The organism is Sphingomonas sp. (assembly GCF_042095875.1).
Classification (GTDB): Bacteria; Pseudomonadota; Alphaproteobacteria; order Sphingomonadales; family Sphingomonadaceae; genus Sphingomonas.
On the sequence record NZ_JBELMJ010000077.1, the window covers coordinates 1 to 7048 of the forward strand.

The 7048-nt window shown below is 69.0% G+C and carries 4 protein-coding genes, 1 tRNA gene and 1 riboswitch; of the genes, 4 read left to right on the top strand and 1 reads right to left on the bottom strand.

Going from position 1 to position 7048, the window contains the following annotated elements:
- Nucleotides 1-75: transfer RNA gene (locus ACFDS6_RS16185), tRNA-Gln, on the bottom strand.
- A gap of 363 nt (nucleotides 76-438) precedes the next feature.
- Between ACFDS6_RS16185 and ACFDS6_RS16190 the strand changes: the two genes are divergently transcribed.
- The 4 genes from ACFDS6_RS16190 (at nucleotide 439) to ACFDS6_RS16205 (ending at nucleotide 6590) form a co-directional block, all read left to right on the top strand.
- On the top strand, nucleotides 439-852 hold the full coding sequence (locus tag ACFDS6_RS16190; RefSeq protein ID WP_375273136.1) for a hypothetical protein: 414 nt from the start codon (nucleotides 439-441) through the stop codon (nucleotides 850-852).
- A gap of 84 nt (nucleotides 853-936) precedes the next feature.
- Nucleotides 937-3165 (top strand): TonB-dependent receptor, encoded by a 2229-nt coding sequence (locus ACFDS6_RS16195; protein WP_375273137.1) that lies wholly within the window; start codon nucleotides 937-939, stop codon nucleotides 3163-3165.
- A gap of 2 nt (nucleotides 3166-3167) precedes the next feature.
- Nucleotides 3168-4295 (top strand): PepSY-associated TM helix domain-containing protein, encoded by a 1128-nt coding sequence (locus ACFDS6_RS16200; RefSeq protein ID WP_375273138.1) that lies wholly within the window; start codon nucleotides 3168-3170, stop codon nucleotides 4293-4295.
- 132 nt (nucleotides 4296-4427) lie between these two features.
- Nucleotides 4428-6590 (top strand): TonB-dependent receptor, encoded by a 2163-nt coding sequence (locus tag ACFDS6_RS16205; protein WP_375273139.1) that lies wholly within the window; start codon nucleotides 4428-4430, stop codon nucleotides 6588-6590.
- 70 nt (nucleotides 6591-6660) lie between these two features.
- A riboswitch (cobalamin riboswitch) is annotated at nucleotides 6661-6885 on the top strand.
- Nucleotides 6886-7048 lie beyond the last annotated feature (163 nt).

The window sequence follows — 7048 nt, forward strand, 5'->3', positions numbered from 1 at the left end:
TGGCTGGGGCGGCAGGATTCGAACCTACGAATGCCGGTACCAAAAACCGGTGCCTTACCGCTTGGCGACGCCCCAGCAGAGCGGGCGCTTATAGCGCCTCTGGCGTGCCGCTCAACCATTGAAGTTGGCGATACGCGCCGGTCAGCCAGCAGCATGCTTCGCTTCTGATCAACGCCTCTGCAACCCCGCAGCGCCGAGGGCAGGCCTTCGGTCGTCTTCGACTTGACCGCGATCGATCGGCCCACGGCTGCGCATGATCGCGGGGCCGAATATGCCTATGTGGCAGACTCTCGCCTGACCGTCGTTTCGATGCACCGGAAGCGCATCGTCTCAACATCCGTGCGCGAGCCCTAGTGTGCGCGACGGCATCCGCACCCATCGGTCTGTCGAGCAGCGATGTCGAGTGACACCCGCCGCCGAGGCGGATAGTGGGGCGCGGTGCAGGCCTTTCGGCTTCTTCTCGCGCAACGCCACCTCGCCGGGCTGATCTGCGTCGGCGCGTTGCTCATGAAGTTGCTGGTGCCGACCGGGTACATGATCGACGGTACGTCGGGCCGTATAACCCTGTGCGGGGACGCGGGACCGGCCACGACGATGGTGGCGATGCCGGCGATGCACGGCAGCACTGCCGGACACGGGACCGATCACGGCAAGTCGAAGGAGCACAAGGCGGAGCTGCCGTGCGCCTTCTCCGGCCTGTCAGCCGCGATGCTCGGCGCGACCGATCCGATCCAGCTCGCCGCGCTGATCGCGTTCGTCCTGGCGCTCGGCCTGTCGGCGACCGTGCCGCCTGCACCCTCGCGTTCGGCGTATCTGCGGCCACCCCTGCGGGGACCACCGGCTTACCTCTGACCCGTGAACCCGCGTCGGCGAACCCGGCGCGCCCGTGAACTGCGGTCCGCGCGCCTGAGTGCCGGGCCGGTCAAAGGTATCATCATGCTTCGGATACACCTCTTGGCGGGGGCGGCCGCGCCCTGCCTGCTGCTGGCCGTCCCGGTCGCGGCGCAGAACCGCGATGCCACCGACGATCGCACCGACGCGACGGTCGTTGTCATCGGGCAGCGCGACCAGTTGAACCTGGACCAGCAGGCACAGGCGGGCAGCCGCCTCGGGCTGTCGATCCGCGAAACACCGGCGAGCGTCGAGGTGCTGACCCAAGCCGATCTCCAGGTCCGCGGACTGCGCACCGCGCGCGAGACGTTCAACGACGTGGTGGGCGCGGTCGCGGGCAACGTGCCGGGCAACCCGGCGGTCGTCTCCTTGCGCGGGTTCGCCGGCAACACCGTGTCGATGCTTCAGGACGGCGTGCGGATCTCGACCTCGACCGTCGTACAGCGCGACAGCAACAACTGGCACTACGACCGGATCGAGGTGCTGAAGGGCCCGGCGTCGGTCCTCCACGGCGAGGGCGCGCTCGCGGGCGTCATCAACAAGGTGACGCGCAAGCCGGTCCTGGGCGAACGCCACCTCGACGCGCTGCTCTCGGTCGGAAGCTTCGACACGGTGTTCGCAGCCGGTGGGGTCAACCTGCCCGTATCGTCCACGATCGCGGTCCGCGCCGACGCCAGTTACCAGCGGTCGGACAGCCTCTACGACGTCGACAACAACGACACCTTCTCGACCGGGCTGACCGCGAGCGCGCTGTGGAGGCCGAGCGATCGCCTGTCACTGCTCGTCGCGGTCGATCACTACGAGGACCGCTACGACGCCACCTACCAGGGGCTGCCGCTGATCCCCGGCCAATACGCGCTGCGCCCGAGCGATGCGGTGACGACGGCGAACGGTCTGGTCGCCGATCGTGCCTTGCGGCGGCGCAACTACAATCCGCTAGGCGCCTATTCTGGCGCCGACGAGACGACGGTGCGCTCACGGCTCGATTGGGCGCCGGGCGGCGGATGGACGGTCGCGCTCGACCTGACCGGCTATACCGCCGATCGCCAGTTCCTGCTGGCGGACAGCCAGACCTTCGTCGCGCCCAGTGCCGGCTTTCCGGGCGGCAGCTTCCGCCAGAGCTACCAGGACTTCCGCCACGACCACCGGTTCTGGAACGCGCGCGGTGTGATCGGCAACGACCAGTCGATCGCGGGGCTGCGCAACCGCTTCAGCCTGGGGTTCGAGCACAACGACACCGACTTCACCAGCCTGCGCCAACAGGCGCCGGCGTCGGCGCTGCCCGCCGTCGACGTGCGGGAGCCGGCAGTCGTGCCGCTGCCGACCGGCACGGCGATCTTCACCACCACCAACGTCACCTTCGATTCGCAACTGAAGCAGACCGCCGTCTTCGCGGAGGATGCAATGAACCTGACGCCCAGGTGGCTGCTGGTCGGCGGGGTGCGCTGGGATCATATCGCGCTCGACCGCGCGACGATCCAGAACGCGAGCGGCGCGGTCGGCCGCAACAGCCCGAGCTTCGATCCCGTCTCGTGGCGCGCGGGCACGACCTGGGACGTGATCGGCAGCGGAGCGGCCGGCGGCCTGACGCTCTACGCGCAGTACACGACGGCGGTATCGCCGGTGTCCTCGATCCTGCTCGCCTCGATCGCCAACAGCCGCTTTCGCCTGACGAAGGGTCGCGCCTACGAAACCGGGTTCAAGGCGAGCGCCTGGGGCGGGCGGGCGAGCGTCACCGGCGCGGCCTACCGGATCGAGCAGCGCGACATCCTGACGCGCGATCCGAACAACCCGGCGCTGACCGTGCAGGGCGGGCGCCAGTCCTCGCAGGGCGTTGAGCTGTCAGCGGTCGTCTCGCCGATGAAGGCGCTGCGGCTGTCGGGCGGGGTGTCCTACACCGACGCGCAGTACGATGAACTGTCCGAGGTGGTGGCAGGCGCGCGGATCGATCGTAGCGGCAACCGCCCGATCAACGTCCCCTCCACCACGCTCAACGCCTCGGCGCTGTACACGGTCGCCGACACGGTGACGCTGGGCGGGTTCCTGCGCCACGCCAGCGCCTTCTACACCGACACGGCCAACACCATCCGGGTCGCCGGCCATAATGTGCTGGATGCCAGCGTGTCGGTGCCGGTCGCACCGCAAGCGACCCTGACCTTGCGCGGCCGCAACCTGACCGATGCCTTCTACGGCGAATATTCCGGCTACCCGACCACCAACGTCTATATCGGCGCGCCGCGATCGTTCGAGGTCGCGCTGGCGACGCGGTTCTGACGATGGCCGGCCATTCGCGATCGGCGACGTTGCGCGCGCGCATCCTCGTGCGCCGCGTCCACCTGTGGCTGGGGATGAGCCTGGGGCTGCTGTTCTCGGTGCTGGGGCTCACCGGGTCGGCGCTGGTGTTCTACACCGGCATTGACGCCGCGCTTCACCCGGTGGTCGAGGCGCGGCCGGGCGACCCGCCGCCCTCGCTGACCTCGCCAATATGGGACCGCGCGCTGGCGACGGGGCGTGCCCGCTGGCACCATCCGGGCGACAAATGGACGCTGGAGGTGACGGGCGCGGGCGGCCCCATCCCCGCGCGCTACTATCCGGCGTCCGGCCACGGCCATCATACCGATCGCATGATGGTCTGGTTCTCGAGCGACGGCACGCGGATCGTCCGGGCCGAGCCGTGGGGCGGTTACCTGATGAGCTGGCTCTACCAGCTCCACATGGCGCTGCTCGCCGGCGACCTCGGCGGTCAGGTCGTCGGCTGGTCGGGCGTGGCGATGCTGGCGCTGCTCGTCACTGGGGTGGTCGCGTGGTGGCCGCGCGGCAGCTGGCGGAAAGCGCTCGCGTTCAAGCGTGATGCGGTGCCGACCCGCCGACTGCGCGACCTGCACAAGCTGTTCGGCCTGTGGAGCATGGCGCTGCTGTTCGTGCTGGTGGCGACGGGCGTGCTGCTCGCTTTGCCCCCGGTTGCGCAGACGCTGCTGCGGCCCGCGCCGATCCCCGCGCCGACCTCGCGCGGTGATGGCATCCAGCGCATCAGCATCGCGCGGGCGCTCGCCACGGCACGGCGCGTCGTGCCCGACGGGCGGATCGTCTTCGTCGACGCGCCGTCCGAGCGCGCGACGCCGATCCGGGTGCGGCTACAAGTGCCCGGCGATCCGCACACGCGCTTTCCCGGCAGCTACGTCTTCGTCGATCAAGGGTCCGGCCGCGTGCTCGCGGTCCACGACGTGCGTCGCGCCGGAACCGGTACGCGCGTCACGAGCTGGATACGCACGCTGCACGACGGCACGGTGGGCGGCACCGCAACGCGCGTGCTCGCCGTCCTGCTCGGCCTCGTGCCGACGCTGCTGTTCGTGACGGGTGTGCTGCACTGGCTGCGGCGGCGTGCGGCCGCGCGAATGGCGTGACCCCGTGCGGTCGGTGAACGAGAAACGTGGCTTCGCAGCAACGCCGTGCAACAATTTTTAGATGTTACAACATGTCACTTGCCGTCGAACTGAGCCGCCCATAGTGACGCGGCAAAGGTTCAAGGAGCTGACATGATGGTGCGCTTTTCCCTCGGAGCAAGTCTGCTCGCGCTCGTTTCCGCCTCGCCGGTCCTCGCGCAGACGACCGGTCCGGGTCAGTCCGCGCCGACTGCGGACCCGAAGCGCGGCGACATCATCGTCACGGCGCCGTTCCGGCAGAGCGAGGCCGACATCCTGCAAGGCACGTCGATCGTCACTGGCGAGGAGCTGACCCGCGAACTGCGCCCGACGATCGGCGAAACGCTGGCACGGCAGCCCGGCGTGTCGGCGACCTCGTTCGGCCCGTCGGCGTCGCGCCCGGTGCTGCGCGGCCTTCAGGGCGACCGCGTCCGCGTGTTGCAGGACGGCATCGGCTCGATTGACGTGTCGAACACCTCCGTCGATCACGCGGTCGTCATCAATCCGCTGACCGCGGAGCGGATCGAGGTGCTGCGCGGCCCCACCGCCTTGCTGTTCGGTTCGTCGGCGATCGGCGGCGTGGTCAACGTCATCGACACGCGCATCCCGCGCACGATCCCCGAGCGGGGCTACCGCATCAACGCGTTCGCCAATTACGGCTCGGCGGCAAACGAGCGGTCGGGCAGCGCCGCCGCCGACGTCGCGCTCGGGCGCCTCGTGCTGCACGCCGACGGCTCCTACCTGAAGAGTGACGACCTGGAGGTCGGCGGCTTCGTGCTGTCGCGCGACGCGCGCGCCGCGTCGCTGTCGCAGGCAGGTCTGCCGCAGAACCCCGAGCCGGACGAGGACGGCAACCCGGGCGAGCCGATCGACTTCGCCCGCAACGCGGCGCTGCGCGGGCGCATCCCCAACACCGCGTCCGAGACCTGGACCGCCGCGGCGGGTGCGTCGATCATCACCGACACCGGCCATCTCGGCGTTTCGTACAGCCACTACGACAGCTTCTACGGCGTGCCGGTCCGCTACGCGACGCAGATCGGGCAGGAGCAGGAAGCGCCGCGCCTCGACATCAAGCAGGACCGCGTCGACCTGCGCGCGGAGGTGGAAACGGGCGGCGAGATCTTCGACCGCATCCGCCTGCGCGCGGGGCAGGCCAAGTACCGCCATTTCGAGGTCGAGGAGAACGGCGACATCGCGACCACGTTCCGCTCCAACGGGCTTGAGGGTCGTGTGGAACTGGCGCAGGCGGACCGCGGCGGCTGGCGCGGCGCGAGCGGCGTCCAGTATTTCAACCGCCAGTTCGACGTCGTCGGCGAGGAAGCATTCCTGCCGCGCAACGAGACCGACCAGGTCGGCGTGTTCACGCTCCAGCAGGTCGATCTGGGGCTCTTCAAGGCCGAGGGCGGGCTCCGCTACGAGCACACCGATCAGCGCGCGAAGACGGTGGCGGACGACCTGCGCTTCTTTGGCGGAAGTCGGACCTTCGACACGCTGTCGGGCTCGCTCGGCGCGTCGTTCGCGCCGGTCGACGGCATCCGCGTCGGCCTGAACGGGTCGCGCACCGAGCGCGCCCCTTCCGCCGAGGAACTGTTCGCCAACGGCGACCACGCCGGCACGCAGGCGTACGAACTCGGCAACCCAGACTTCCGCCGCGAGAAGAGCTGGGGGCTGGAGGCGACGGTGCACGCGCACGACAGCCGCTTCAGCGTCGACGCGTCGGCTTACTACAATTGGTTCACCAACTTCATCTACGAGAACCGCGTCGGAACCGACGTGTGCCAGGCCGCCGCCGACCCGTCGGGCCGTGAGGTGGAACTGCCGTGCTTCCAGTATCAGCAGCGCGACGCGCGGCTGTACGGTTTCGAGCTCGACGCCTCCGCGCGGCTGTTCAACATTGGCGCCACCTCGATCAACGTCGACGGTGTCGCCGATTACGTGCACGCGAGCGTCACGAATGGCGGTCCCGTGCCGCGCATCCCGCCGCTGCGCATTCTTGGCGGCGTGGAGGCGCAGAGCGAGCGCTTCACCGCACGCGCGCAGGTCGAACACGTGTTCGAGCAGGATCGCATCGCCGCGTCCGAGACGCCGACCGACGATTACACGCTGGTCAACGCCAGCGTCTCGTTGCGGCCGTTCGGTCGCGACAACAACACGACGCTGCTGCTGAGCGCCAACAACCTGTTCGACGTGGTCGCGCGCCGCCACGCAAGCTTCCTCAAGGACTTCGCCCCGCTCGCCGGGCGCGACCTGCGCGCGACGCTGCGCTTCGGCCTGTGATCGTCACTAGCTCGGTCATCACGATATAAAGATATCTTTATGTCCATGTTGACAGCGCGTGCCCAATGATGTTGGGTGGCGATGTCGAGGTTCCCCATCCCAGGCATGGCGATGGGGCTAAGACGGGAAGCCGGTGGTGTCCCTTACGGACAGAGTCCGGCGCTGCCCCCGCAACTGTAAGCGGCGAGCGGCGGCTCCACATCGTGTCACTGGGCTCCCGCAAGGGGCCCGGGAAGGCCGGAGCCACCGCAGCGACCCGTGAGCCAGGAGACCTGCCGATCGACGCCATAACGTTCCTCGGACGGGGGTTCCTCCGGTGGATCGCGCTCGACGCGACGGTCCGTGGCGCCACGCCTCTGCGATCCGTTCCTGCCTGGCGCGCTCTCGCCTGACTCCCGCCCGCAACGCCTGGGTGAGTCATGACGGATAGCGGGTTCATATTCTCGATCAGCAGCGTC